At 67.2% G+C, this 22,472-nt stretch carries 21 protein-coding genes; 8 read left to right on the forward strand and 13 right to left on the reverse strand.

Annotated elements, in window-relative coordinates; genetic code table 11:
- Positions 1 to 17: 17 nt before the first annotated feature.
- The 3 genes from I6N91_RS08785 to I6N91_RS08795 all read left to right on the forward strand — a co-directional run bounded on the left by I6N91_RS08785 (position 18) and on the right by I6N91_RS08795 (position 2,495).
- Positions 18 to 866 carry a glutamate ABC transporter substrate-binding protein gene (locus I6N91_RS08785; RefSeq protein WP_198812253.1) on the forward strand — a complete coding sequence of 283 codons (849 nt, stop codon included), beginning with the start codon at positions 18 to 20 and terminating at the stop codon, positions 864 to 866.
- A 76-nt stretch (positions 867 to 942) separates the two neighbouring features.
- A complete protein-coding gene (locus tag I6N91_RS08790; RefSeq protein ID WP_120165007.1) occupies positions 943 to 1,620 on the forward strand; it encodes an amino acid ABC transporter permease in 678 nt (225 codons plus the stop codon).
- Positions 1,617 to 2,495 (forward strand): amino acid ABC transporter permease, encoded by an 879-nt coding sequence (locus I6N91_RS08795; protein ID WP_198812190.1) that lies wholly within the window; start codon positions 1,617 to 1,619, stop codon positions 2,493 to 2,495. The genes I6N91_RS08790 and I6N91_RS08795 overlap by 4 nt, the downstream gene beginning before the upstream one ends.
- Positions 2,496 to 2,579: 84 nt before the next feature.
- Here the strand turns inward: I6N91_RS08795 and dapE are convergent, their stop codons facing one another.
- Positions 2,580 to 3,674 (reverse strand): succinyl-diaminopimelate desuccinylase, encoded by a 1,095-nt coding sequence (gene dapE, locus I6N91_RS08800; protein WP_198812191.1) that lies wholly within the window; start codon positions 3,672 to 3,674, stop codon positions 2,580 to 2,582.
- Positions 3,675 to 3,707: 33 nt separating this feature from the next.
- On the opposite strand from dapE, the gene dapD reads away from it, so the two are divergent.
- Positions 3,708 to 4,685 (forward strand): 2,3,4,5-tetrahydropyridine-2,6-dicarboxylate N-succinyltransferase, encoded by a 978-nt coding sequence (gene dapD / locus I6N91_RS08805; RefSeq protein ID WP_198812192.1) that lies wholly within the window; start codon positions 3,708 to 3,710, stop codon positions 4,683 to 4,685.
- Positions 4,686 to 4,691: 6 nt separating this feature from the next.
- Positions 4,692 to 5,558: a hypothetical protein gene (locus tag I6N91_RS08810; protein ID WP_198812193.1), complete on the forward strand. Its 867-nt coding sequence runs from the start codon at positions 4,692 to 4,694 to the stop codon at positions 5,556 to 5,558.
- Between the two features lie 15 nt (positions 5,559 to 5,573).
- Here I6N91_RS08810 and I6N91_RS08815 read toward each other — a convergent pair whose 3' ends face one another.
- A complete protein-coding gene (locus I6N91_RS08815) occupies positions 5,574 to 6,185 on the reverse strand; it encodes a hypothetical protein (protein WP_198812194.1) in 612 nt (203 codons plus the stop codon).
- Between the two features lie 124 nt (positions 6,186 to 6,309).
- Between I6N91_RS08815 and galE the strand changes: the two genes are divergently transcribed.
- On the forward strand, positions 6,310 to 7,323 hold the full coding sequence (gene galE / locus I6N91_RS08820) for a UDP-glucose 4-epimerase GalE (protein ID WP_198812195.1): 1,014 nt from the start codon (positions 6,310 to 6,312) through the stop codon (positions 7,321 to 7,323).
- Positions 7,324 to 7,416: 93 nt separating this feature from the next.
- Here galE and I6N91_RS08825 read toward each other — a convergent pair whose 3' ends face one another.
- The 3 genes from I6N91_RS08825 to fdxA form a co-directional block, all read right to left on the reverse strand.
- Positions 7,417 to 8,700 (reverse strand): citrate synthase, encoded by a 1,284-nt coding sequence (locus I6N91_RS08825; protein WP_198812196.1) that lies wholly within the window; start codon positions 8,698 to 8,700, stop codon positions 7,417 to 7,419.
- A gap of 155 nt (positions 8,701 to 8,855) precedes the next feature.
- Complete coding sequence (gene dapC / locus I6N91_RS08830; RefSeq protein WP_198812197.1) at positions 8,856 to 10,010, reverse strand: succinyldiaminopimelate transaminase; 1,155 nt, start codon at positions 10,008 to 10,010, stop codon at positions 8,856 to 8,858.
- Positions 10,007 to 10,333, reverse strand: a complete 327-nt coding sequence (gene fdxA, locus I6N91_RS08835; protein WP_159617946.1) for a ferredoxin — start codon at positions 10,331 to 10,333, stop codon at positions 10,007 to 10,009. The genes dapC and fdxA overlap by 4 nt, the downstream gene beginning before the upstream one ends.
- A gap of 230 nt (positions 10,334 to 10,563) precedes the next feature.
- Between fdxA and I6N91_RS08840 the strand changes: the two genes are divergently transcribed.
- Positions 10,564 to 10,794 carry a hypothetical protein gene (locus I6N91_RS08840; RefSeq protein WP_198812198.1) on the forward strand — a complete coding sequence of 77 codons (231 nt, stop codon included), beginning with the start codon at positions 10,564 to 10,566 and terminating at the stop codon, positions 10,792 to 10,794.
- A gap of 52 nt (positions 10,795 to 10,846) precedes the next feature.
- On the opposite strand, the gene I6N91_RS08845 is transcribed toward I6N91_RS08840, so the two are convergent.
- Positions 10,847 to 11,479, reverse strand: a complete 633-nt coding sequence (locus tag I6N91_RS08845; RefSeq protein WP_198812199.1) for a hypothetical protein — start codon at positions 11,477 to 11,479, stop codon at positions 10,847 to 10,849.
- Positions 11,480 to 11,684: 205 nt separating this feature from the next.
- Here I6N91_RS08845 and I6N91_RS08850 point away from each other — a divergent pair, with 205 nt between their 5' ends.
- Positions 11,685 to 12,179 carry a helix-turn-helix domain-containing protein gene (locus I6N91_RS08850; protein WP_198812200.1) on the forward strand — a complete coding sequence of 165 codons (495 nt, stop codon included), beginning with the start codon at positions 11,685 to 11,687 and terminating at the stop codon, positions 12,177 to 12,179.
- Here I6N91_RS08850 and I6N91_RS08855 read toward each other — a convergent pair.
- From I6N91_RS08855 to I6N91_RS08885, 7 genes are all read right to left on the reverse strand, one after another.
- Positions 12,176 to 12,679 (reverse strand): hypothetical protein, encoded by a 504-nt coding sequence (locus I6N91_RS08855; RefSeq protein ID WP_198812201.1) that lies wholly within the window; start codon positions 12,677 to 12,679, stop codon positions 12,176 to 12,178. The genes I6N91_RS08850 and I6N91_RS08855 overlap by 4 nt on opposite strands.
- A 19-nt stretch (positions 12,680 to 12,698) precedes the next feature.
- Positions 12,699 to 14,615, reverse strand: coding sequence for a translational GTPase TypA (gene typA / locus I6N91_RS08860; RefSeq protein WP_198812202.1), 1,917 nt, complete (start codon positions 14,613 to 14,615; stop codon positions 12,699 to 12,701).
- A gap of 209 nt (positions 14,616 to 14,824) precedes the next feature.
- Positions 14,825 to 16,546 (reverse strand): ABC transporter ATP-binding protein, encoded by a 1,722-nt coding sequence (locus I6N91_RS08865; protein ID WP_198812203.1) that lies wholly within the window; start codon positions 16,544 to 16,546, stop codon positions 14,825 to 14,827.
- Positions 16,543 to 17,535 (reverse strand): ABC transporter permease, encoded by a 993-nt coding sequence (locus tag I6N91_RS08870; protein WP_198812204.1) that lies wholly within the window; start codon positions 17,533 to 17,535, stop codon positions 16,543 to 16,545. The genes I6N91_RS08865 and I6N91_RS08870 overlap by 4 nt, the downstream gene beginning before the upstream one ends.
- A complete protein-coding gene (locus I6N91_RS08875; protein WP_120164991.1) occupies positions 17,528 to 18,454 on the reverse strand; it encodes an ABC transporter permease in 927 nt (308 codons plus the stop codon). Before I6N91_RS08875 ends, I6N91_RS08870 begins: the two co-directional genes overlap by 8 nt.
- A 133-nt stretch (positions 18,455 to 18,587) precedes the next feature.
- Positions 18,588 to 20,231 carry an ABC transporter substrate-binding protein gene (locus I6N91_RS08880; RefSeq protein ID WP_198812205.1) on the reverse strand — a complete coding sequence of 548 codons (1,644 nt, stop codon included), beginning with the start codon at positions 20,229 to 20,231 and terminating at the stop codon, positions 18,588 to 18,590.
- A gap of 350 nt (positions 20,232 to 20,581) precedes the next feature.
- A complete protein-coding gene (locus I6N91_RS08885) occupies positions 20,582 to 22,393 on the reverse strand; it encodes an ABC transporter ATP-binding protein (RefSeq protein WP_198812206.1) in 1,812 nt (603 codons plus the stop codon).
- Positions 22,394 to 22,472 lie beyond the last annotated feature (79 nt).

Raw genomic sequence — 22,472 nt, forward strand, 5'->3', positions numbered from 1 at the left:
CAACGCAAGGAGAAATCATGCGAAAGACCCGTTATGCAGCCGCTATGGCAGCGGCAGCAGCACTCACCCTCACCGCCTGTGGTGGCGGAGGCGGCAATGAAGGCGGCGGCGGTGGCGGCGGCGGCGAGGAAGGCGGCGGCGAAACCATCACGATCGGCATCAAGTTCGACCAGCCGGGCCTGGGCTTCGACGAGGGCGGCTCCTACTCGGGCTTCGACGTCGACGTCGCCAAGTACGTCGCGAATGAACTCGGCTTCTCGGAAGACCAGATCGAGTGGAAGGAAGCCCCGTCAGCCAACCGCGAGAACCTGCTCTCGAACAATGACGTCGACATGATCTTCGCGACCTACTCCATCACCGACGAGCGCAAGCAGACCGTCTCCTTCGCAGGCCCGTACTTCGTTGCAGGCCAGGACCTCCTGGTGCCCAAGGACAGCGACATCGCCGGCCCCGAGGACCTCGAGGGCAAGAACCTGTGCTCGGTCACCGGTTCCACCTCCGCGCAGAAGATCAAGGACCAGTACCCGGGCGTGAACCTGGTCGAGCAGCCCGGTTACGCCGAGTGCGTCAGCGTGATGGGCGGCGGCCAGATCGACGCCGTCACCACCGACGACATCATCCTGGCCGGCCTCGCCGCCCAGGAGACCAACGCCGGCCAGTTCAAGGTCGTCGGCAACCCCTTCTCCGAAGAGCGCTACGGCGTCGGCCTGCCCAAGGACAGCGACCGCTGCGAGGACATCAACGCGGCGATCGCCAAGATGATCGAGGAAGGCGCCTGGGAAGAGGCGATCACCAAGAACACCGAGGGTGCGGACTACAGTTTCAATGAGGAACTGAACCCGCCGGAGCCCGAGCCCTGCGCCTGATCACCTCCTGTCTTGGTGGGGCGGCCGATCCCGGCCGTCCCACCAATGCATGTCCCCCCAATGAATGAGGTGAACCGTGGATAACTTCCTGACGCTCTTCGAGACCTACAACGTCCCGGCGGCCTTCTGGGTGAACATCCAGCTGACCTTCTGGGCCGCCGTGTGGTCCCTGGTGCTCGGCACCCTGCTGGCGCTCATGAGAATCTCCCCGATCCCCAGCCTTCAGTGGCTGGGCGCTGCGTACGTCAACATCTTCCGCAACACCCCGCTGACGATCATCATCGCCTTCGGGGTGCTCGGGCTTTTCGGGCAGCTCCAGGTGTCCCTGACGGACGACTTCAACCTTAACTTTTTCCGTCTGGCCATCCTCGGCCTGACGATCTACCACGCGGCCTTCGTCTGTGAGGCGATCCGCAGCGGCGTGAACACGGTGCCGCTCGGACAGGCCGAAGCCGCCCGCGCGATCGGGCTCAGCTTCCTCCCGGCGGCCCGCCTGATCATCCTGCCGCAGGCCTTCCGCGGGGCCATCGCCCCGCTGGGCAACGTCCTGATCGCCCTGATCAAGAATTCGACGGTGGCCGCGGCCGGTTCGGTCGCCGCCGAGGCCTCAAGCCTGATGAAGACCATGATCGAGTTCCGCGGCGACCTGGTCATCCCGATCTTCTTCACGTTCGCCATCGGCTTCGTGATCCTCGTGATCCCGGTCGGGCTCCTCACAACCTGGGCCTCCAGGAGATTGGCGGTGGCCCGATGAGCGCCCAGAACGTCCTGTTCGACGCCCCCGGCCCCAAGTCGCGGCGCAATATCCTCATCTTGAACATCATCGGGGCCCTGCTCATCGCCGGGCTCATCGCTTATGTGGTGTTCCTGCTGGGCGGCAAGGGACAGCTTGCGGCCGGCAAGTGGACGCCCTTCCTCGAGGGGCGCACCTGGGAGTTCTTCCTGCTTCCGGGCCTGCTGAGCACCCTGCGGGCGGCGGCCATCGCCGTGGTGACCTCGGTCCTGTTCGGGCTGATCTTCGGCCTCGGCCGGCTCTCCCATGTGAAGCCCATCCGCTGGTTCGCCGGGCTCATTGTGGAGTTCTTCCGGGCCGTGCCGGTCCTGCTCATGATGATCTTCCTGTGGCTGGCCCTCGGACGCTCCAACCTCGTCGAGGACGCGCCCTTCTGGGCCGTCGTCATCGCCCTGACCCTCTACAACGGCTCGGTCATCGCGGAGCTGATCCGTTCGGGCGTGCAGGGTCTGCCCAAGGGCCAGCGCGAGGCGGGCCTTGCGATCGGCATGACCCAGATGCAGTCCCTGCGCACCATCGAGGTGCCCCAGGCGCTCATCGCCATGCTGCCGGCGCTGGTGAGCCAGTTCGTCGTCATCCTGAAGGACTCGGCCCTTGGCTACATCATCGGCTTCCCGGAGCTGCTGCAGAACGCCCGGCGCCTCGGGGTCGGCGAGGGCAACCTCCTGCAGTCCCTCCTTATCGCCGCCGTGATCTTCATTGTCATCAACTTCGCGCTGTCCTCCCTCGCCACGAAGCTCTCCACACTGCTGAGCTTCCGGAGCAAGGGCAGGGCACGTGATGAAACCCTCGATGGGATCGCCGCAGCGGAGCCCGAGGGCACCCTCTCCCGCTGAGTCGCACCGGGCGTCTGCCCGGACGACGTCGGCACCCTCCACAAAAGGGCCCCGGTCAGCTCAGCTGACCGGGGCCCTTTCCTGTCAGTCGGAGAGCCAGGTGGTCAACACCCGCAGGCACTCGCGCACCTCGCCGGCATGCAGGTGCTCGTCGTCGCTGTGGGCCAGCAGGGCGTCGCCGGGCCCGAAGTTGACCGCCGGGATGCCCAGTTCGCTGAAGCGCGCAACGTCCGTCCACCCGTACTTGGGCTTCGGCTCAGCCCCGACCGCCGCCACGAAGCTCGCCGCGGCGGGGTGCTGCAGCCCCGGCCGCGCACCGGCCGCGGCGTCGGTCCGCTCGATCTCGAAGCCCTCAAGCACCCGCCGGACATACTGTTCGGCCTCGTCCGGGCTCTTATCCGGGGCGAAGCGGTAGTTCACCTCGATGACGGTGCGGTCCGGAATGACGTTGCCGGCGGTGCCACCGCTGATCAGCACCGCGTTAAGGCTCTCGCGGTAGTCAAGCCCGTCCACCGGCACCGTCGCCGGCTGGTGCTCCCGCAGCCGCACGAGCACCTCGGCGGCCTTATGGATGGCGTTCTCGCCGCGCCAGGCGCGGGCCGAGTGGGCGGCCTTGCCCGTCGTGGTGACGTTGAAACGGGCCGTGCCGTTGCATCCGCCCTCCACGGTGCCCGCAGTGGGTTCGAGGAGCACGGCGAAATCGGCGCTCAGCCATTCAGGGTAGTGCTCGGCCAGCCGGCCCAGGCCGCTGAGCGAGGCCTCGACCTCCTCGTGGTCGTAGAAGACATAGGTGACGTCGCGGACCGGGTCCGTCAGCGCGGCGGCCAGCGCAAGCTGGACCGCGACGCCGCCCTTCATATCAGTCGTCCCCCGGCCGTAGAGCACCTCGCCGTCCCACTCGCCCGGGACCGTCGCCCGCGCGCCCGCAGCGGTGGGCAGGGGCACCGTGTCGAGGTGCCCGGCCAGGATCACCCGCTCGCTGCGGCCCAGGGAGGTGCGCGCGATCAGCGCGTCGCCGTCCCGCACCACCTCGAGGTGGGCAAGGCCCCGCAGGGCCTCCTCGAGCGCGTCGGCGATGGCGCGTTCCTCACCGGAGACGCTGTAGATGTCAACGAGATCTGCTGTCAATTGGGCAACATCGACGCCGAGATCGAGGCGCCGCAGGCTGGGCTGAGTCATTTTCCCACCCTATCCCTCGGTAGACTTCTGCCCATGACCCAGAGCGAAGATCATCCCTCCACGCCCGCGCCCGGCGCACGGACCGCTTTCGGCCTTGGCCTCGCCACCCTCGCCGCCGACGGCAGCGTGCTCGAGGCGTGGTTCCCGGCCCCCCGGCTCGGGGAGGTCCAGGAGCAGGGATCCGACCGGGCCCTGCGGAGCGAACTCGAGGCCCTCGCCGTGGCGGGCGCCGATCCGGTGCGCCGGACAACGAGCGCGCTGGTCTCCCCCTCGATCGACCTTGACGCCCCGCCCGCCGACGCCGTCGACGCGTACCTGCGCCTGCACCTGCTCTCACACCGGCTGGTCACCCCGAACAGCATCAACCTCGACGGAATCTTCGGGCTCCTGGCCAACGTCGTCTGGACGAACCACGGGCCATGCGCCGCCGCAGACTTCGAGGGCGTGCGCCTGGCCCTGCGGGTCCGCGGCCCGGTGAGCGTCCTGTCCGTCGACAAGTTCCCGCGCATGGTCGACTACGTGGTGCCCACGGGAGTGCGCATCGCCGACGCCGACCGGGTGCGGCTGGGAGCCTACCTCGCGGAAGGCACGACGGTCATGCACGAGGGCTTCGTGAACTTCAATGCGGGCACCCTCGGCACCTCGATGGTTGAGGGCCGGATCTCCGCCGGCGTCGTCGTCGGCAACGGCTCCGACATCGGCGGCGGAGCCTCGATCATGGGGACGCTCTCCGGCGGCGGCACCCAGAGGATCACCATCGGCGAGCGCTGCCTGCTCGGCGCCCAGGCCGGTGTGGGCATCTCGCTGGGCGACGACTGCGTGGTGGAGGCCGGGCTCTACCTGACGGCCGGCACGAAGGTCACCCTCCCCGACGGCAGCACCACGAAGGCTGCGGCCCTGTCAGGGGAACCGGGGATCCTCTACCTCCGCAACTCGACCACCGGCGTCGTTGAAGCCCGCCCCCGCCGCGGCGAGGGCATCGCCCTCAACGCCGCGCTGCACGCCAACTAAGAGAGCATGCCTGCCACCAGCCCCTCGCGGGCAGTCCTCCGGCGTCGGAGAATCGGAGCCGCCGTGCTGCTCGCCGTCGTGGGCGGAGGCGTGTGGGCCGCGGCCGCGCAGCTTGAGCCCCCGGAGGTCCTCCGCACCGAACGGTGCACCGCCACCGTGGGCTCGGACAGTTATGACCTCACCCCGGTGCAGGCGCAGAACGCCGCCCTGATCGCCGGGGTCGCCGTGGTCCGCGGCCTCCCGGCGCGGGCGGCCTCGATCGCGATTGCCACCGCCGTGCAGGAGTCCCGGCTTGAGAACATCGACTACGGCGACGACGCCGGGCCCGATTCGCGTGGGCTCTTCCAGCAGCGGCCCTCCCAGGGCTGGGGCACCGAGGCGCAGGTGATGGATCCCCTGTACGCGGCGGGCGCGTTCTACGACGCGCTGGTGCGCATCCCGGGCTACGAAACGCTGCCCATCACCGACGCCGCGCAGCGGGTCCAGCGCAGCGCCTACCCCACCGCCTATGCCGACCACGAACCGGAGGGACGGGCCTTCGCCTCCGCGCTGACCGGACAGTCCCCGGCCGCCCTGACGTGCGTGCTCCGCAAGGCCTCTGCCCCGGGCGATCCGGCCGCCGTAGCCGCGGCCGCAGAGCGGATCTTCGGCCCCCTCGGCGGTGTGGCGGACGGCAATGCCCTGGTGGTGCCGGCCACCGAGCCCGGGGGCTGGACCACCGCATCCTGGGCCGTGGCGACGGCCGATGCCCTGTCCATCACGGAGGTCTCCTTCGCCGGGCAGGTGTGGACCCGCGCGTCGGGCGAGTGGAGCCCCTCCCCCACCGAGGCGGGAAACCTCACCATCACCGTCGCCGGCGATCCGGCCTCCTGAGCGGGACCCTGCGGTCTACGCAAGCATCTTGATGACCGGCTCGACATAGCTGCGCAGGGCTCCCTCGTCCGCGCCCAGGTCCTGGCACATCAGCAGCCGGTCCGGCTCCACCCACCAGGCCCGCTGCGCGCCCAGCGGCAACTCGACGACGTCGAGGGCGAAGCGCCGGGCGCTGCGTCCCAGCTCGAGTTCGCGCTCCTGCACGAGGACTTCCAGCAGGGCTTCGAGCCGCTCTCCCCGGGCGCCGGCGTGCAGGGCGTACTCCGCCCGGCGTTCCTCCGCCCACTCGATGGCGGAGCCGAAGTGCGCCTGGGCAACCCGCTGCAGGGCCGCCATGCCGTCGAGCTCCTCAAACTCGGGCGGGATCGGCAGCGACGCGCCGGCAAGGTCCCCGCTGACCAGGCGGTGCCACCAGGCCTCCCACTCGACCCGCAGCGTCTCGGTTCCACCGGCGTCCTCGACCGGCCGGCCCAACGTTGATGCACGGACGGCGGGGCGGACCGGCGGGAGGCAGGGCTGGCCGATCCCGCGCAGTCCTGAGCAGTCGCGGAGGTACAGCGCTACGAGCAGGACCTCCGAGGTATCGACGCTGAAGCGTCCGCCGCGCTGGGACGGCTGGTGCGTCATGGGCCTCCTTCGACCGATGTGCTGCTCCAAGAGTAGACCTGACTTCCCCGCCGCTCCAGAGTCTTCAACCGCACCGGGCGCCCCGCTTTCCTGCTTCGGCCCGCGGGCAAACTAGAGTGGAGGCATGAAGATTCTCGTTACCGGTGGAAGCGGATATATCGGCTCGCACACCGTCCTTGCCCTGCTCGAGGCCGGCCACGAGGTTGTCGTGATCGACAACCTCTCGAACTCGACGGAGACGTCCCTGCAGCGCGTCCAGAAGCTGGCCGGACTGCCCCTGCGGTTCCACAAAGTGGACCTGCTCGACGAGCCGGCCCTGCGGGCCGTTTTCGCGGAGGAAGCGGTCGAGGCGGTGATCCACTTCGCCGGGTTGAAGGCCGTCGGAGAATCGGTGGAGAAGCCGCTGACGTACTATCACAACAATGTGGGCGGCACCCTGAACCTCCTGCGGGTCATGGACTCCTACGACGTCCGGACGCTCGTCTTCAGTTCCTCGGCCACCGTCTACGGCGCATCCGAGCAGGTCCCCCTGATCGAGAAGATGCCCCTGGACGCGGTGAACCCGTACGGGCGGACCAAGGAACAGATCGAGGACATCCTCTCCGACCTCGGCGCCGCCGACGGCCGCTGGAACATTGCCCTGCTCCGCTACTTCAACCCGGTCGGCGCGCACGAGTCGGGGCTGATCGGCGAGGACCCCACCGGGATCCCCAACAACCTGCTGCCGTTCGTGGCGCAGGTGGCAGTGGGCCGGCGGGAGAAGGTGCGGGTGTTCGGCAACGACTACCCCACGCCCGACGGCACCGGGGTGCGCGACTACATCCACGTCGTCGACCTCGCGGCCGGGCACCTTGCCGCGCTCAAGTACCTGACCGAGCACCGCGGGGTGTACCGGTGGAACCTGGGCACCGGGAAGGGCTCCTCGGTCCTCGAGGTGCTCGAAGCCTTCTCGAAGGCCTCGGGGCGCGAAATCCCCTACGAGTTCGCCCCGCGCCGGCCCGGAGACGCCGCCGTGAGCTACGCCGACCCTTCGGCCGCAATGGCCGACCTCGGCTGGTCGGCGCACCGGAACCTCGACACCATGTGCGAGGACCACTGGCGCTGGCAGAAGAACAACCCGCAGGGTTACAACGGCTGACCAGCATTTCTGAACCGAAACAAGAACAGACGAAGGCGGCCACCCACCGACAGGTGGGTGGCCGCCTTCGTTCTGAGCGGTCCGGCCGCGCGGCTAGCGCACGGGGTAGTTGCGCTCCGGTGAGCCCGTGTACAGCTGGCGGGGCCGGCCGATCTTCGTCTGCGGGTCCTGCATCATTTCGCGCCATTGGGCGATCCAGCCCGGGAGGCGCCCGATGGCGAAGAGCACGGTGAACATCTTCTCGGGGAAGCCCATCGCCTTATAGATCAGGCCGGTGTAGAAGTCCACGTTCGGATACAGCTTGCGCTCGATGAAGTAGTCATCTGCCAGGGCCTTCTCCTCGAGACGCATCGCGATGTCGAGCAGCTCGTCGTTGCCGCCGAGCTTGGTGAGGATGTCGTGGGCCGTGGCCTTGACGATCTTCGCGCGGGGGTCGTAGTTCTTGTAGACGCGGTGCCCGAAGCCCATGAGCTTGACGCCGTCTTCTTTGTTCTTGACCTTCTCCATGAAGTCCTCGGGCTGCATGCCCTTGGCCTGAATGTCGCGGAGCATGTTCAGCACGGCCTCGTTCGCGCCGCCGTGCAGCGGACCGAACAGGGCGTTGATCCCGGCCGAAACCGAGGCAAACATGTTGGCGTTGGAGCTTCCCACCAGGCGCACCGTGGAGGTCGAGCAGTTTTGCTCGTGGTCCGCGTGCAGGATCAGGAGCAGGTCGAGGGCCTTGGCCACCATCGGGTCGACGTCGTACGGCTCGGCCGGGAGCCCGAAGGACAGGCGCAGGAAGTTCTCGACGAGGTTCATCGAGTTGTCCGGGTACAGCATGGGCTGGCCGATTGACTTCTTGTGGGCGTAGGCGGCGATCACCGGGAGCTTCGCCATCAGGCGGAAGGTCGAGAGCTCCACCTGCTCGTCGTCGAACGGGTCAAGCGAGTCCTGGTAGAAGGTTGACAGCGCCGACACGGCCGAGGAGAGGACCGGCATCGGGTGGGCGTCGCGGGGGAAGCCGCCGAAGAAGCCCTTGAGCTCCTCGTGCAGCAGCGTGTGGCGGCGGATCCGGCCGTCGAACGCCGAAAGCTCCTCCGGGGTGGGCAGGTTGCCGTAGATCAGCAGGTAGGACACTTCGAGGAAGGTCGAGTTCTCTGCCAGCTGCTCGATCGGGTATCCCCGGTAGCGCAGGATGCCCGCATCGCCGTCGATGTAGGTGATCGCCGACGTTGTCGCGGCGGTGTTCATGAAGCCCGGGTCGAAGGTGACGTGCCCGGTCTGCTTCAGCAGCTTCGAGATGTCGAAGCCGTGGTTGCCCTCAGCCGCAGCCATCGTGGGCAGGCTGAGTTCACTGCCGTTGAAGTGCAGCGAGGCACCGTTCTGCTCGGTCATTGACTCTCCTTCAGGAGCTGGAGTGGAACCATCACAACGAAGGAGGGAAAAATCCACACCGCGTTGGCCTATTCAGTCTGAAACGGTACCGGTATGACCGCCCTCTGCACTAATCCTCCATCGCGTGGTGTGACGGTGGCAACAGAGGTTCGGCTTTACAGTGCGCCGCGGAGCCTTTCGACGGCGGCGTCGATCCGCTCGTCCGTGCCGGTGAGTGCCACCCGCACGAATCCATGGCCCGCCTCCCCGTAGAAGGTGCCCGGTCCGACCACGATGCCCCGCTCCGCGAACCGGGTGAGCGCCTCCCAGGTGTCCTTACCGTCGGTGGCCCACAGGTACAGGCCCGCCTCGGAGCCGGACACCGTGAAGCCGAAGGACTCGAGCGCCGGCAGGAGCCGGGCCCGGCGGGAGCGGTAAAGGTCCTTCTGCTGCTGGACGTGCGCGTCGTCGGCCAGGGCGGCCCGCATGGCCTCCTGCACCGGGAACGGGACGATCATGCCGGCGTGCTTGCGCGAGTTGATGAGATTGGCCACAATCCTGCCGTCACCGGCCACGAAGGCGGCCCGGTAGCCGGCGAGGTTCGACTGCTTGGACAGCGAATACACGGCGAGCAGCAGGTCATTGCTGCCCCCGGAGACCCGCGGATCCAGGACGCTCGGCACGGGCTGCCCGCCCCGGGCGCTGTCCCAGTCGCCCCAGCCAAGCTCGGCGTAGCACTCATCGGAGGCCGTGACGGCGCCCAGGGAGCGGGCGTCGTCGACGATGTCCTTCAGCCCCTCGACGGGCAGCACCGATCCGGTGGGGTTGCCCGGGCTGTTCACCCAGACCAGCCGGACCCGCCGGCGGACCTCCGCGGGCAGTGCGGCCAGCGAATCCGCGGCCACTGGCGTGGCTCCGGCGAGCAGCGCCCCGACGTCATAGGTCGGGTACGCCACCGTGGGCCGCACGACGACGTCGCCCGGGCCCAGCCCGAGCAGGGTCGGCAGCCACGCGACGAGCTCCTTCGAACCGACGGTCGGCAGAATGTCATCCGGATCCAGGCCGGGGACACCGCGCCGCCGTTCGAACCAGGCGCTGATCGCCTCCCGCAGCGCCGCCGTTCCGTGGGTGGTGGGGTACCCCGGGGCATCCGCGGCACCGGCGAGGGCGGTGCGGATAAGCTCGGGCGTCGGGTCGACCGGGGTGCCGATGGAGAGATTAACCACGCCCCCGGGATGCGTCGACGCCGTCTGGATATAGGGGGCCAGCGCCTCCCACGGGTAGTCGGGAAGGCTCAGCCCGAAGGCGCGCGTCGGCCCCCCAGCGGTCATGCGGGCTGGTTCTGCGGAGGGAGGGCGGCGATGATCGGGTGGTCCGTGCCGGTGTTCCCGACCTTGGCGGCACCGCCCGGAGAGCCGAGGTCGTCGAAGAATTCGACGTTGGCCTTGTAGTACTCGGCCCACTGCTCCGGGGTGTCGTCCTCGTAATAGATGGCCTCGACCGGGCACACCGGTTCGCACGCGCCGCAGTCGACGCACTCGTCCGGGTGGATGTAGAGGGAGCGTTCACCTTCGTAAATACAGTCCACCGGGCATTCTTCAATGCAGGCCTTGTCCTTGACATCCACGCATGGCTGCGCGATTACGTAGGTCACTTCCCACGCCTTTCCTTGAGACTGTTTACTGCGGGCACACCCTTGGTGCTTCCTCCAGCTTACCCAGTCCGGGGCGACCGGGAGTGCCCGGATCCAGCAGGCGGCCCGCCCCGGAAGGCACGCCGCCTGAGCTTCTCCACCTGCGCTCCCCCGCTCCTACCCAGTTCGCCTCCCGTGCGCCGGCCCCTGCTCCTGTCCCTGGAGCCGGCCGGTCCGGATACGCTGAAGGAATGACAGCTCCGGTCCGCCTGCTCCAGTCCCTCGCGCAGGGAACCCGGGTGGTTGTCCGGTACCGGATCGACGGGCAGCTGACCGATGCCCTCGGCGATCTGATCGCGCTCGACGACGAATCGTGCACCGTCCGCACCCGGCGCGGCGACGCCGTCGTACCCCTGAGCGACGTGACCGCCGCGAAACCCGTTCCGCCTGCGCCTCCCCGGAGGGAGGCCCGACCGCGCTGACCATCCCACGGCGACCCCGTGACCGGGCGAAGACTGCGGGCGCAGGTGCCGGTCAGGCCTGTCCGTCATGGCGGCGGCGGGCTAGCAGGCCAACCACCGCGCCGGCCGCGAGCACGGCCGCACCCAGCACACCCAGGCCGGACCCGATTGCGGGGTCCGTGCCGCTGGCCGGCACCCCGGTATCGGCGCCCCCCACCGGTACCTGCTCTATCTGTGGGCCCGGGAAAATGCCGAACTGCTGGGGGCCGAATATCTGGACGTAGTTGATGAAGCAGGGGTAGCGGCCATCGGGGAAAACAATACTTCCCGGGTTCTCCGCGCACAGATCGATTCCCTCCGCTGTGATCACACGCCCCGGAACGATCGTCACGGCAGTCGGGTCGACCACGGTGGCCTGGTCGAACGGAATCAACGTCGGCATGTTGATGGGAAATCTCGCACCGGGGGTGGCTTCCCAACCGATAAAGCAGGGGTAGGTTCCGTTGGGGAAGACAATGCTTTCCGGTTTCGTGGCGCAGAGATTCGTTCCATCAGCGCCTAGCAGGCCGCCATCAGCGTGAATGACATCGGCTTCGTTGACGACGGTCGCCTGATCGAACGGGACGAAGTCCACCGGTTCCGGCGCGGCCAGCGCACTCGTCGAAGCACCTAGGAGCACCACTGCTGCCAGGGCGTCTCCGGCCATGGTACTTACATAATTCACTTCGGTTTCCCCCCTTTAATGCAGTCCACCGAGGACAGCGGTGCGGCCAGTGAACCAGATGAAGGTGCTGATTTCTAGAGCACCAGCGCCTCCCAGATGCCCTGAAATCTGATCGGAATACTGAAGGGAAGATCGGACGCATTGGTATTCACCAATGGCACGCCTCCGCTACCGTATGATGTCCCTCATGCACACTGACGAGGACATTCAGGCGCGGGCCCGCGCCCTGAGTTCGCCCCTCCGCCTGCGGATCCTGCGCCTCTGCCTGCACAAGGCACGGACGAACAAGGAGATCGCAGGCATCCTCAAGGTGAACCCGGCCACCGCGCTGCACCATGTGCGGACGCTCCTGGCCACCGGATTCCTGCGCGCCGAAGAACCCCGGACGGGCAACCGGGGCGCACGTGAGATTCCGTACCGGGCGACGGGCCTGTCCTGGGGTACCCAGCTGCCCAATGCGGCGCCGGTGCTGGTTGAAACCTTCCTCCAGGAGATTGAAGGACTTGCCCCGTCGGAAATCGACGTCTGGCGGCTCGGCATCCGCCTGAACCCGGCGAACCGGGCGGAAATGATGGGCCGACTGCGCGAGATCTTCGAGGAGTACGCGGCCCGCGGAGCCGATCCCGACGGCACGGCGACCTCGATTCTGCTCGCCCACCACCTGGACCGCGCAGCGGACTAGCTCCCGGTCGGAGCGCTTCCACCGGAGCGGTGGCCGCGCAGCGCCGCGCCGCACACCGCGATGCCGGCGATGGTGGCCGCCGCCAGTCCGAACATCCAGATGTTCCCCGCCAAGACGGCGGCCGGTTCCGGGCCCGGTCCCTCGAGCCCGGTAAGGATCAGGGTTTCGGTACTCAGTGAGACCAGGGCGACAAGTAGATACGCCGTTCCGCCGCTGAGCGCCGAGATGAGGATGCTTCGGGCCCACAGCCCGCACCAGGTGATGACGCTTCCAGCCAAGACCAGCGCGGCGGCCGCCCCCACGGGCAGCGCCAGCTCGCCAACCCTCAGCACCTGCGCGTGGAGCGCGGTCCCGAGCAGCGCCGCCAGCATTCCCCCAAGCAGCGCGCCGGCCACCGACCGCCAGCGCGCCAGCGCCGGGCCGGAGGGGCCGGCGGTGTTAAACGCCGGACGCCGGCCCTTCCGTGGAACGGAAGGACCGGCGTCGACGTCGTAAGGCATGATCCGGGAGGACCCTTACCTAGGCGCGGGCACGCGAGCGGGAGGCACGCATGCGCTCGTTGGCGTCCAGGATCACCTTGCGGATGCGGATCGATTCGGGGGTCACCTCGACGCACTCGTCCTCGCGGGCGAACTCGAGGGACTCCTCGAGGGTGAGGTTGCGCGGCGGGGTCAGGTTCTCGAAGGTGTCCGAGGATGCCGCACGCATGTTGGTGAGCTTCTTCTCCTTCGTGATGTTGACCTCCATGTCGTCGGCGCGGGAGTTCTCGCCGACGATCATGCCCTCATAGACCTCGGAGGTGGGCTGCACGAAGAACGAGCCGCGCTCCTGCAGGTTGATCATGGCGAACGGCGTCACGACGCCGGCGCGGTCGGCGATCATCGACCCGTTGGTGCGGTACTCGATATCACCGGCCCAGGGCTCGTAGCCCTCCGAGATCGACGCCGCGATGCCGGCACCGCGGGTGTCGGTCAGGAAGCGGGTGCGGAAGCCGATGAGGCCGCGGGCCGGAACGATGAATTCCATCCGGACCCAGCCGGTGCCGTGGTTGGCCATGTTCGTCATGCGTCCCTTGCGGGCGGCCATGAGCTGGGTGACGCCGCCGAGGTATTCCTCGGGCACGTCGATGGTCATGTGCTCCATCGGCTCGTGGATCTTGCCGTCGATGGTCTTGGTGACAACCTGCGGCTTGCCGACGGTGAGCTCGAAGCCTTCGCGGCGCATCTGCTCGACCAGGATGGCCAGGGCGAGCTCGCCGCGGCCCTGGACCTCCCACGCGTCGGGACGCGCGGTGGGCAGGACGCGCAGCGACACGTTGCCGATGAGCTCCTTGTCCAGGCGGTCCTTGACCTGGCGGGCCGTGACCTTGGCGCCCTTGACCTTGCCGGCGAGCGGCGAGGTGTTGATACCGATGGTCACGGAGATGGCGGGGTCGTCAACGGTGATCAGCGGCAGCGGCTGGGGGTTGTCGACGTCGGTGAGGGTCTCACCGATGGTGATGCCCTCGATGCCGGCGACGGCGACGATCTCGCCGGGTCCTGCGGACTCGGTCGGCACGCGGTCCAGCGCCTTGGTGGCCAGGAGCTCGGTGATCTTGACGGTCTTCAGCTCGCCGTTCTGGCGGGCCCAGGCAACGGTCTGGCCCTTGCGAAGGGTTCCGTTGAAGATGCGCAGCAGGGCGAGGCGGCCCAGGAACGGCGAGGCGTCAAGGTTGGTGACGTGCGCCTGCAGGACACCGTCCGGGTTGTACCGGGGGGCGGGGATGTGCTCGATGATGGTCTGGAACAGGGGCTCCAGGTTGTCGTTCGAGGGGGTCGTGCCGTCGGCGGGCTGCTCGAGCGAGGCGGCTCCGGCGCGCGCAGCGGCGTAGACGACAGGCACGTTGAGGATCGAGTCGAGGTCAAGGTCGGGGACCTCGTCGGCGAGGTCGGAGGCAAGACCCAGGAGCAGGTCCATCGACTCGCTGACGACCTCTTCGATGCGGGAGTCGGGGCGGTCGGTCTTGTTGACCAGCAGGATCACGGGGAGCTTCGCGGCGAGGGCCTTGCGCAGCACGAAGCGGGTCTGGGGCAGCGGGCCCTCGGACGCATCGACGAGGAGGACGACGCCGTCGACCATGGAGAGGCCGCGCTCGACCTCACCGCCGAAGTCGGCGTGGCCGGGGGTGTCGATGACGTTGATGGTGATGGTCTCGCCCTTGGCGGCCGGGCCGTTGTAGAACACCGTGGTGTTCTTCGCGAGGATGGTGATCCCCTTTTCGCGCTCGAGGTCGCCGGAGTCCATGACGCGGTCGGCGACGTCGCCGTGGGCGGCGAAGGAGTTGGTCTGCTTCAGCATGGCATCGACCAGCGTGGTTTTTCCGTGGTCAACGTGGGCCACGATGGCTACGTTGCGGAGATCGCTGCGGACAGCGGTGTTGCCTGTGGTTTCAGACATGCTTAATGACTCAATTCAGTATCTAAAGCGGGGAAATGTCGGCGGCAGCAATGCGCGCCCTGCGTCAAGTCTACGGGTTTGACAAAACCAGACCTAATGCGCGGGCGCCCGCGGGGGCCCTCCAACGACGAACGACGCCGGCGCTGCCCCGCATTCGGGGAGCACCGGCGTCGTTTCGGCCCTTAGCGAAGCGCCGTCAGCTCAGCACCTCAGGCGGCTTCCGGAGGAAGCACCAGGCCAGCACCCGGAATCGCCGCGAGCAGCGACTGAGTGTAGGCGGTCTTCGGGCTGTCGAAGACCTCGTCGGTGGAGCCCTGCTCAACAAGCTTGCCCTTCTCCATCACGGCCACGTGGTCCGCGATCTGCCGCACGACCGCGAGGTCGTGGGTGATGAAGAGGTAGCTCAGGCCCAGCTCGGCCTGAAGGTCGGCGAGCAGGTTCAGGATCTGCGCCTGCACCAGCACGTCGAGCGCCGAGACGGCCTCGTCGCAGATGACGACCTCGGGATCCAGGGCCAGGGCCCGGGCGATGGCCACGCGCTGGCGCTGCCCGCCGGAGAGCTCGTTGGGGAAGCGCTGCATCATCGAGGACGGCAGTGCCACCTGGTCGAGGAGCTCGCGCACCTTCTTCTCGCGGCTCTTGGCGTTGCCGATCCCGTGCACCCGGAGGGGTTCCTCGATGGTGCGGTAAATGTTGTACATCGGGTCGAGCGAACCGTAGGGGTCCTGGAAGATTGGCTGCACCCGGCGGCGGAAGTTGAACAGTTCCTTCCGGCCCAGGGTGGTGATGTCCACCCCGTCGAACCGGATGTCCCCCGCCGTCGCCGTCTCCAGGCCCAGCACCATGCGGGCGACCGTCGACTTTCCGGAGCCGGACTCCCCCACCACGGCGGTGGTGGTGCCGCGGGCGATCGAGAACGACACATTGTCGACCGCCGTGAAGTCGGTCGACCTGCCCCAGCTGCCGCGGATCTTGAAGACCTTGGTGAGGTCCTTGACCTCGATCACCTTGTCCTTGGAGTCGGACTTCTCGGCCGACGGCGCGAGCAGGTCGTCCGTTGCGACGCCGAGCTTCTTGGCCGATTCGATGCGCCGGGAGGCGATCGAGGGTGCCGAGGCGACCAGCTTCTGGGTGTACGGATGGCGCGGGTTGGTCAGCAGCTCAAGTGCGGGACCGGCCTCGACGACCTGCCCCTTGTACATGACGATGACCTTGTGCGCGCGCTCGGCGGCGAGGCCGAGGTCGTGGGTGATCAGCAGCACCGCGGTGCCCAGCTCATCGGTCATCCGGTCGAGGTGATCGAGGATCTGGCGCTGCACCGTCACGTCCAGGGCGGACGTGGGTTCGTCGGCGATCAGCAGGCGCGGTCGGCACGAGAGCCCGATGGCGATCAGCGCGCGTTGGCGCATGCCGCCGGAGAATTCGTGCGGGTACTGGTTGGCGCGCGACTCCGCGTCGGGAAGTCCGGCTTCCGACAGCACCTTCGCCACATCCTGCGTGGAATACGGCAGGCCGTTGGCCCGCAGGGTCTCCTTGACCTGGAAACCGATCTTCCACACCGGGTTCAGGTTTGACATCGGATCCTGGGGGACCATGCCGATCGAGGATCCGCGGAGTTCGACGATGCGCTTTTCGCTGGCGTTGGTGATGTCTTCGCCGTCGAAAAGAATCGATCCGCCCGAGACCCTGCCGTTGCCGGGCAGCAGCCCGATCGCGGCGAGGGCCGTGGTGGACTTGCCGGAACCGGACTCCCCCACGATGGCCACGGTTTCGCCGGGCATCACGGTCAGATGCGCGTTGCGCACCGCCGGGACCTCCCCGTTCGCCGTGTCGAACGTGATTGCCAGGTCCTTCAGTTCGAGCAGGGGCCGTACTTCCGACGGTGTGGAACGAACCTCGGTGATGCCGTCGTTTCCAAGAGTTGAGCTCATCGCTTGCGCGCCTTCGGATCGAGAGCGTCACGCAGGGCGTCGCCCAGCATGATGAAGCTCAGAACGGTCAAGGACAGGGCCAGACCAGGCCAGAAGATGGCACTGGGGTTGGACCGGAGTGACGACTTCGCGGAGAAGATGTCATTACCCCACGACATGACGTCCGGCGGCAGCCCGATGCCCAGGAAGGACAGCGTGGACTCGGCCACGATGAACGTGCCCAGGGAGATGGTCGCGATGACAATGACCGGGGCCAGGGCGTTGGGGATGACGTGCTTGATCAGCGCCGACATCGGGGAAACGCCCAGGGAGCGGGCTGCCATGACGAAGTCCGCGTTGCGGACCTCGATGACGGCGGCGCGGGTGATGCGCGCGATCTGCGGCCACCCGAAGGAAACCAGGATCACCACGAGCGTCCAGACGTTGCGGTTCTGCTGGAAGAAGGGCAGCTGCACGACGACGATGGCGCCGAGGATCAGCGGCAGGGCGAAGAAGATGTCCCCGATGCGGGCCAGGATCGCATCGACCCAGCCGCCGAAGAATCCGGCGAGTGCGCCGATCAGGCCGCCGATGACCAGCACGCCGAGGGTGGCGAACAGTCCAACGGTGAGGGAGGACTGGGTGCCGTGCACGACGCGCGAGAGGATGTCGCAGCCCTGCTGGGTGAAGCCCAGCGGGTGCCCTGGTGCGGGGCCGCCGTCGGAATTGGCCAGCAGGCAGTTCGAGTTCGGCGGCTCGTTCGTGAACAGTCCAGGGAACAGTGCCACGACGAGGATGGCCAGGATGAGGACCGCGCTGATGAGGAAGAGCGGCTGCCGGCGCAGGCTGCGCCAGGCCTCGCGCCAGAGGCTCGACGGAGCCCCCTCGGCGGTGGCACTGTCGGTCGCCCGGACAGGGGTTTCCTCAATATCGGCGACATAGTGCTCGATTGGGTAGGCGGAGGTCTTCACCCTTCCCGCCGTCTTCAGGTTGTTCTCAAGCTCAGGCATATCGAATCCTTGGGTCAAGCCACGCGTACAGGAGGTCCACCAGCAGGTTCGCGAGGCAGAAGATGAGGATCAGGAAGGTGACGATCGAAACGACGGTCGGCCCGTCCCCGTTCAGAACGGCGCGGTACAGCGTGAGGCCGACACCGTTGACGTTGAAGATTCCCTCGGTGACGATGGCCCCGCCCATGAGGGTTCCGAGGTCGGCGCCCAGGAAGGTGACGACGGGGATCATCGAGTTGCGCAGGATGTGCACCACGACGACGCGCTTGCGGCTGAGCCCCTTGGCGGTGGCGGTGCGGACGTAGTCGGCCTTGACGTTCTCAAGGATGCTGGTGCGCGTCAGGCGCAGCACGTACGCGAAGGACACCAGGCCCAGCACGACGGCCGGCAGGATCAGCTCGGAGACGGTTGCGTCGCCGCTGACGGTCGGGTTCGTCCACCCGAGCTTGACGCCGATCAGGAACTGCATCAGGAAGCCGAGGACGAAGATCGGCACGGCGATGACGACGAGGGAGAGCACCAGGACGGTGGAGTCGAAGAGCTTGCCCTTGCGCAGGCCCGCGATGAGGCCGAAGACGATACCGAAGATAGCCTCGAAGATGAGGGCCATGACGGCGAGCTTGGCGGTGGTCGGGAAGACCTCGGCGATGATGACGGCGATGGGGCGGCCCGAGAAGTTGGTGCCCAGATCGAAGGTCAGGACGCCCTTGAGGTAGAGCAGGTACTGGATCCAGAACGGCTCGTCCAGGTTGTACTGCTCGCGCAGCGCGGTGACGACGGCGGGGGTACACCCGCGCTCACCACAGATGGCTGCGGTGGCATCGCCGGGAAGGCTGAAAACCAGGAAATAGACGAGGAGCGTAGCTCCGAGGAAGACCGGAATCAGCTGCAGGAAGCGCCGGGAAACATACCAGGTCATTAGTGCGCACCTCCCGGCGCGTCAGGCGTTCGGACGGAACGCTCTTGGGGGTTGCTCATTTTAGGTTGGAACCTTTTCGTTGGATCACGGAAAATGGGGGCCCGCCAGAGGCGGGCCCCCATTCCGTGTCGGATTACTTGCCGGTGATGGCGTGGTACAGAGGTACGCCGTTCCAGCCGAATTCAACATTGTCCACGTTGTTGCTCCAGCCGCCCTGGGCGACCTGGTACCACAGCGGGATGGCCGGAAGGTCCTCGAGGAGGGTCTCCTGTGCCTCGTTCATTGCCTTGTTGCCCTCTTCGACGGACTCGGCAGCAAGCCCGTCCTTCAGGGCCTTGTCGAACTCCTCGTTGGTGTACACGGAGTCGTTGGATCCGGCGCCGGTGGCGTAGATCGGTCCGAGGAAGTTGTACAGCGAGGGGTAGTCGGCCTGCCAGCCCGACCGGATGGCGCCGGTGAGCGTCTGCTCGGTCGCCTCGGTGCGGGCTTCCTTGAAGGTGGCGTACGGCTTGCCGGTGATCTCGATGCCCAGGGTGTTCTTGACGCTGTTGACCAGTGCCTCAACCCAGGTCTTGTGATCGCCCTTGTCGGCGTTGTAACCGATGGTCAGCGGCTCGGAAGCGTCGTAAGGCTCGAGCTTCTCGGCTTCGGCCCACAGTTCCTTGGCCTTCTCGGGGTTGTACTCAAGGTTCTCGCTGCCGGGCAGGTCTTCCTCGAAGCCGGGGAGGACGGGGGCGGTGAATTCCTTGGCGGGCTCGCGGCCGCCGTTGAAGATCACCTCGGTGATCTCGTCACGGTTGATGGCCATCGACAGGGCCTGGCGGCGCAGCTTGCCTGCCTCGCCGTCCCAGTTCTTCAGGTAGTACGGCACGGCAATGGTCTGGTTGCCGGCGTAGGGTGACTCAATCGAGCGCTCACCAAGGTCGTTCTTGAAGTTCTTGATGTCGGACGTCGGGATGGTCTTCAGCACATCCAGGTTGTCCGAGATCAGGTCCTGGTAGGCCGTCGTGTCGTTCTGGTAGATCTTGAAGGTGATGCCGCCGTTCTTGGGCTCCTGCGGACCTTCATATTCCTCGTTCGGCACAAGCTCGATCTGCTCGTTGTGCTTCCAGGCACCTTCGGCTGCGAACTTGTACGGGCCGTTGCCGACCGGGTTTTCGCCGAACTTCTTGGGGTCCTTCAGTGCGTCGGCGGGCAGCGGGTAGAACGCGCTGTAGCCGAGGCGCTGGGGCCAGTCCGACTCGGGCTGCGACAGGGCGACGGTGAAGGTCTTTTCGTCGACAACCTTCAGGCCGCTCATCTCCGTCACGGTTGAGCCTTCGGCGCTGGCCTCCGCGTACCCTTCGATGCTCTCGAAGAAGTAGCTGCTCAGCTGGGCGTTCTTGGCTGCCGCGCCGTAGTTCCACGCGTCAACGAAGGAGCTGGCAGTGACCGGATCGCCATTGGTAAAGGTCATGCCCTCCTTCAGGGTGATCGTGTAGTTCTGGGCATCCTCGGTCTCGATGGACTCGGCGACCTCGTTCTGCACCTTGCCATCGGCGTCGTAGCTGACGAGCCCGGCGAAGATGAGGTCGAGGACTGCTCCGCCGCCGACTTCGTTGGTGCTGGTCGGGATCAGCGGGTTCTGGGGTTCAGAGCCGTCGACCACGATGACGGCATCGGTGTTGCCGCCGGTAGCTGCTTCGTCGGTGCTTCCGCCGCCGCCGCCGCATGCGCTCAGCGCGAAGACAGCGACAGCTGCCACGCTGAGAATTCTGGAATTGCGCGTGAAACGCATTCCGCCTCCTAGTTGTTGGATTTCACCCGGCGCTGTTACAGCCGGGGCTGTTGGACTCGAATGGTACGCATGAGCCAACTCACACCGGGAAATCATATGCCCCACGGGTTTGCCCCAAGAAACGCAGGCATGGCGGCAGCGGGCGAAAACTTTCAGCGAAGACTCAGGAAACGGGCGGCGAACAGACGCTGTCGCAGGTGAGGAGGACAGAGGCCGGGAAGGTCACGATTCGGTAACGTCCACGCCTCGAACGCCCCGTGGAGGCTTTTCGGTACAACGCTGTATCCCCCGCCACAGCCGCGGCGCACTCCCCTGGCAGGCGGCGGAGCACCGTCGGGCGGTCGGTTTGCCTACTCCGCGGCCAGCAGCTGGGCGCGCAGTTCGCGCCGCTCGCGCTGCTTCTGCGGATCCGGAAGGGGGACGGCGGCGAGCAGCCGCTGGGTGTAGGGATCCTGGGGGCTGCGCAGGATCTGGTCGCGGGTCCCCTGCTCCACGATGCGGCCGCGCTGCATCACGCAGATATGGTCAGCGAGGACGTCGACGACGGCCAGGTCGTGGGTGACGAACAGGCAGGCGAAGCCGAGTTCGCGCTGCAGGTTCTGGAACAGTTCGAGCACCCGGGCCTGGACCGAGACGTCCAGCGCGGAGGTCGGTTCGTCGGCGACCATGAGCTTGGGGCGCAGCGAGAGCGCCCGCGCGATGCCGACCCTCTGCTTCTGCCCGCCGGAGAGCTCGTGCGGGTAGCGGTTCCGGTAGCTCCGCGGCAGCTCGACCTGGTCGAGGAGCGCCTCGATGCGTTTCTGCAGTTCCGCACCCTTGGCCTCGCCGGCCAGGTACATCGGTTCGCCGATGCTCTCGCCGATCGGCAGCCGCGGGTTCAGGGAGGACGACGGGTCCTGGAAGACCATGCCCACGTGGCGGCGCACCGCGGCCAGTTCCTTGGAGGCGGGCCGGAAGCCGGAGATGTCGGTCCCCACGACGGACAGCGTCCCCTCGGCCACCGGAAGCAGGCCGACCGCCGCCCGGCCGATGGTGGTCTTGCCCGAGCCCGACTCCCCCACCAGGCCGATGACCTGGCCGGGATAGACGACGAGGTTCGCCCCCTCGACGGCACGGAATGCAGGCACCCTGCCCTGCTTGGGGTATTCAATCGCGACGTTCTTCAACTCGAGGACCGGGTCCGCCTGGGGCGCCGACTCCTCCTGCAGGCCGGCCAGCACCTCCCGCTCGCGGCGCTCCAGCTCCTCGTGGTCGACGCCGACCAGCTCCGAGTGGGTCGCGGCGGCGAGCGCGGCCGTGATGTCGACGTCGTCCTGCCCTGCCCCCTGGCCCAGGTGCGGCACCGCCGCGAGCAGTGCCCGGGTGTATTCGTGCTGGGGTGCGCCGAAGATCTGCTCGGCGGTGCCCGTTTCGACGATCTCGCCCTTGCGCATGACGGCGATGCGGTCGGCGAGGTCGGCCACGACGCCCATGTCGTGGGTGATGAGGACGATGGCGCTGTCCAGCTTGGTGCGCAGGTTGCGCATCAGGTCGAGGATTTCCGCCTGCACCGTCACGTCAAGCGCCGTGGTGGGCTCGTCGGCGATCAGCAGCTTCGGATCGCAGGAGAGGGACTGGGCGATCATGGCACGCTGGCGCTGCCCGCCGGAGAGCTGGTGCGGGTAGGACCGGAACGCCTTGTCCGGGTCGGGAAGTTCGACCATGTCCAGCAGGGCCAGTGCCCGCTGCTTCGCCGCGTCCGGGGACATTTCGTTGTGGAGGCGGAGGGTTTCGACGATCTGGAAGCCCACGGTGTACACGGGGTTGAGTGCCGTCATCGGCTCCTGGAAGATCACCGCAACCTCGCTGCCGCGCACGGTGCGCAGCTGCGCCGGCGACATGGTGAGGACCGACTTGCCGTTGAGGAGCACCTCGCCGGTGACCCGGCTGTTCGAGGGCAGCAGCCCCAGGAGGGACATGGAGCTTGCGCTCTTGCCCGAACCGGACTCGCCCACGATCGCCAGGACCTCACCCGCGTTGACGTAGTAGTTCAGGTTGATCGCCGCCGGCACCCATTTCTTCTCGACGCCGAAGTCGACGCTGAGGTTGCGCACCTCCAGCACGGGCCCACGGGGGTCCCGTGGGTCGTTTAGATCGGGACCGCCAATAACGTCGCTGGTCATGATGTGCTGTCCTTCCGCCCGGCACCCGGGAGTGGTGTATCCGCCGTGTGGCCTCCGGTTGACCCACCGGAGGAAAATG

Origin of the sequence: Arthrobacter sp. MSA 4-2 (assembly GCF_016405885.1) — a bacterium.
In the GTDB taxonomy this organism is placed as follows: domain Bacteria; phylum Actinomycetota; class Actinomycetes; order Actinomycetales; family Micrococcaceae; genus Arthrobacter_D.

What these genes read in the sequence shown, in the direction of transcription:
- I6N91_RS08785 (WP_198812253.1), top strand. Translation starts at nt 18, where the DNA reads ATGCGAAAGACCCGTTATGCAGCCGCTATGGCAGCGGCAGCAGCACTC.
- I6N91_RS08795 (WP_198812190.1), top strand. Translation starts at nt 1,617, where the DNA reads ATGAGCGCCCAGAACGTCCTGTTCGACGCCCCCGGCCCCAAGTCGCGG.
- dapE (WP_198812191.1), bottom strand. Translation starts at nt 3,674, where the DNA reads ATGACTCAGCCCAGCCTGCGGCGCCTCGATCTCGGCGTCGATGTTGCC.
- dapD (WP_198812192.1), top strand. Translation starts at nt 3,708, where the DNA reads ATGACCCAGAGCGAAGATCATCCCTCCACGCCCGCGCCCGGCGCACGG.
- I6N91_RS08810 (WP_198812193.1), top strand. Translation starts at nt 4,692, where the DNA reads ATGCCTGCCACCAGCCCCTCGCGGGCAGTCCTCCGGCGTCGGAGAATC.
- I6N91_RS08815 (WP_198812194.1), bottom strand. Translation starts at nt 6,185, where the DNA reads ATGACGCACCAGCCGTCCCAGCGCGGCGGACGCTTCAGCGTCGATACC.
- galE (WP_198812195.1), top strand. Translation starts at nt 6,310, where the DNA reads ATGAAGATTCTCGTTACCGGTGGAAGCGGATATATCGGCTCGCACACC.
- I6N91_RS08825 (WP_198812196.1), bottom strand. Translation starts at nt 8,700, where the DNA reads ATGACCGAGCAGAACGGTGCCTCGCTGCACTTCAACGGCAGTGAACTC.
- dapC (WP_198812197.1), bottom strand. Translation starts at nt 10,010, where the DNA reads ATGACCGCTGGGGGGCCGACGCGCGCCTTCGGGCTGAGCCTTCCCGAC.
- I6N91_RS08840 (WP_198812198.1), top strand. Translation starts at nt 10,564, where the DNA reads ATGACAGCTCCGGTCCGCCTGCTCCAGTCCCTCGCGCAGGGAACCCGG.
- I6N91_RS08845 (WP_198812199.1), bottom strand. Translation starts at nt 11,479, where the DNA reads ATGGCCGGAGACGCCCTGGCAGCAGTGGTGCTCCTAGGTGCTTCGACG.
- I6N91_RS08850 (WP_198812200.1), top strand. Translation starts at nt 11,685, where the DNA reads ATGCACACTGACGAGGACATTCAGGCGCGGGCCCGCGCCCTGAGTTCG.
- I6N91_RS08855 (WP_198812201.1), bottom strand. Translation starts at nt 12,679, where the DNA reads ATGCCTTACGACGTCGACGCCGGTCCTTCCGTTCCACGGAAGGGCCGG.
- typA (WP_198812202.1), bottom strand. Translation starts at nt 14,615, where the DNA reads ATGTCTGAAACCACAGGCAACACCGCTGTCCGCAGCGATCTCCGCAAC.
- I6N91_RS08865 (WP_198812203.1), bottom strand. Translation starts at nt 16,546, where the DNA reads ATGAGCTCAACTCTTGGAAACGACGGCATCACCGAGGTTCGTTCCACA.
- I6N91_RS08870 (WP_198812204.1), bottom strand. Translation starts at nt 17,535, where the DNA reads ATGCCTGAGCTTGAGAACAACCTGAAGACGGCGGGAAGGGTGAAGACC.
- I6N91_RS08875 (WP_120164991.1), bottom strand. Translation starts at nt 18,454, where the DNA reads ATGACCTGGTATGTTTCCCGGCGCTTCCTGCAGCTGATTCCGGTCTTC.
- I6N91_RS08880 (WP_198812205.1), bottom strand. Translation starts at nt 20,231, where the DNA reads ATGCGTTTCACGCGCAATTCCAGAATTCTCAGCGTGGCAGCTGTCGCT.
- I6N91_RS08885 (WP_198812206.1), bottom strand. Translation starts at nt 22,393, where the DNA reads ATGACCAGCGACGTTATTGGCGGTCCCGATCTAAACGACCCACGGGAC.